Genomic DNA, 2,357 nt, shown 5'->3' on the forward strand with positions numbered 1-2,357 from the left:
GCCGTATGATGCGAGAGTATCACGTACGGTTCTGTGAGAGGTTTAGGGGTGAGATTCCCCTTTACCTACTCTACTTTATAGCGTTCCTATAAATTTTATTTTTATTTTTTTAGCTTGATGAAAATTCTCATTTTTATTATTAAAATTTACTAAATATATATTTCTAAAACTTTCAAAAAAACTATCATAATCTAAATCTACAGTATAAATTAATCTTTGGGCACTAACTCTATTTATTATGGTATCTAAATCTATTTTGAAAGGCGGATTATTCTTATTCACGTTTTTATAGGAAATTTCATAAGATCCGTAAGTTTTACCGCTCAGATATTTCATTCCTTTTATCAGTTTACCAGAATTGTCGACTTTTAATGTAAATTCAGGATTTTGTCTTTTACTTAATCTAATAGAATACCCTTCATATCTTAGAGTATCTAATTCAATTTCAACACCTTTTTGTATCCAACAATCATTATATGTAATATATAAGTCTTTTTTTATAGTTTGTGAATTGGTTAATAAAGGAAGTAATAAAATTAGAATAATATATTTCATTTTTTCGTTTTAAATTGCTGCCAACGTTTATGTATATGGAAAGTTGCGTGTTTGCGTGCGAGGAATTTCCGAAGGAAATTCAGACGTAGCAAACGTGCAACGACCTTTGTTTTAGCACAACACTAGCAATTTTTTATATACGGTGTTGCCATTTCGTTGTTTTTTCAGCGTTCAATTTATTCCGTTTTCCGATTTTCAGCGTTTGAGTGAATTCAGTCAGGGTTTTATTCCGCATTATTTTTCAATTCCGATTGAGTGATAAATTCCGCAACTTGCTATATTCCGTATACATTTCGGTTTTAATAATTCAGATTTTCGATTTCGCAAATATTCTCATTTTGTTTTAAGTGCTAAACTCCACCAAAATTCTATGGTATAATTGGAAATCCTATCCAATTAACTAAACATATTATACAAGTCGTTATTCCCAAACTAGCTAATGATAAACGCAACCAATATTTTGTCATTCCATCATACAATTTCCACATTTTCTCTCCTCTTTCTTTTCTACTTTTTTTCAATGTTAATTTCGCTAGTATTAACGTAACTATTATAAAAATCAATATTGCTATTATCCAAAATTTTATCATAATCTATATGTTTTTCGTTTAATTGTTTTTTTTTTGCGTTCCTTTTCAATGAATGGCAACGGATTTGTATATGGCAAGTAGCGTGTAGTTATGACTTAATTTTCACTTTAAAAACAAGCCAAATCTTTTGCATTTTGCATTTATCTTTTTTTACTAAATCGTCAAATCAAAAGATTTGGCGACTTACCAAATATACCAAAATTTTTGAATTATATAAGACTTAGCTATTTGTTATATACGGTGTTAGGCAACGTACTTATTCCGATTTATTAATATTACTATATTTATCTATGAAGTATCTAATTTCACTCATAGTTATGTCTCCAAGTCCATTATCTAAAGCTTCCTTTTTTAATTCAGAATAAAAATCAGAGTTATTAAGTTGTTCATCACTCAAATTGCTAAAGAATTTTTCAAAAAATCTTAATTTGGAAATACTTATTGGTCTCCTGCTGTGAATTATATTGTTTCTGTAGTTATCAGAACGGTCTGAATTATCATTTCGAAGTCTTCTCATTTCGTGTCTTATCATCGAGAGTTGTTCCATAATAAATTTACTTTCTGGAATTTCAGTTTTTTCCAGTGAAGTTGGAACAATTGTTTTTCCAAAACTCTTTAAGAAAGGTGAGTAATCTTTTTCGGCTTGTGATTTTGCATAAGTTGCATTAATTCGTTTGGCTAATTCTTCTTTAAAGTCTACTATTTCACTAAAGCGTAAGGATGAAGGATAGGAAATATGTTCTATAACTCCAGTATCAAAGGAATATCCTGTTTTTTCATCTTTAACAATTATTGTTGGTTTGTCAAATGCTAATCGAAGTCCGAGTTCAAACATAACATTCGGATTTTTACTACTAACATCACAAACAACGATTTCATCATTATAAATATTTGTAACAATTCTGTCGTGAATTAACCCAATCGCCACATCATCACTGACCAATCTTGGCTCAAATTCTGTTTCAGAAATAGCTTCAGTCAAAATGTCAAGTACATCTTTCCAATGTCCACTTTGATAATCTGGATGTTTTGCTATTGGCATTATTATTCCACATTTTTTGGAAGTTAATTGCTCTGTGTTTTCTTTTTCTGATTTTGTTGGTCTTTTTGCCATAGTTTTTTTTGTATGTTGCCTAACGGTAAGTATATGGTAAGTTGTGATGGTTTAGATTACTAATATAGCAAAATATTAGTAATCTAGTTGTTATTTGA

The 2,357-nt window shown here is 29.5% G+C and carries 2 protein-coding genes; both read right to left on the reverse strand.

What is annotated here, in order from left to right; translation table 11 throughout:
* Positions 1-75: 75 nt before the first annotated feature.
* A complete protein-coding gene (locus RBU60_RS14110; RefSeq protein ID WP_308865712.1) occupies positions 76-555 on the reverse strand; it encodes a hypothetical protein in 480 nt (159 codons plus the stop codon).
* 846 nt (positions 556-1,401) lie between these two features.
* Positions 1,402-2,259: an RNA helicase gene (locus RBU60_RS14115; protein WP_282073870.1), complete on the reverse strand. Its 858-nt coding sequence runs from the start codon at positions 2,257-2,259 to the stop codon at positions 1,402-1,404.
* Positions 2,260-2,357 lie beyond the last annotated feature (98 nt).

This window comes from Mesonia profundi (assembly GCF_031085155.1).
Taxonomy (GTDB): Bacteria; Bacteroidota; Bacteroidia; order Flavobacteriales; family Flavobacteriaceae; genus Mesonia; species Mesonia profundi.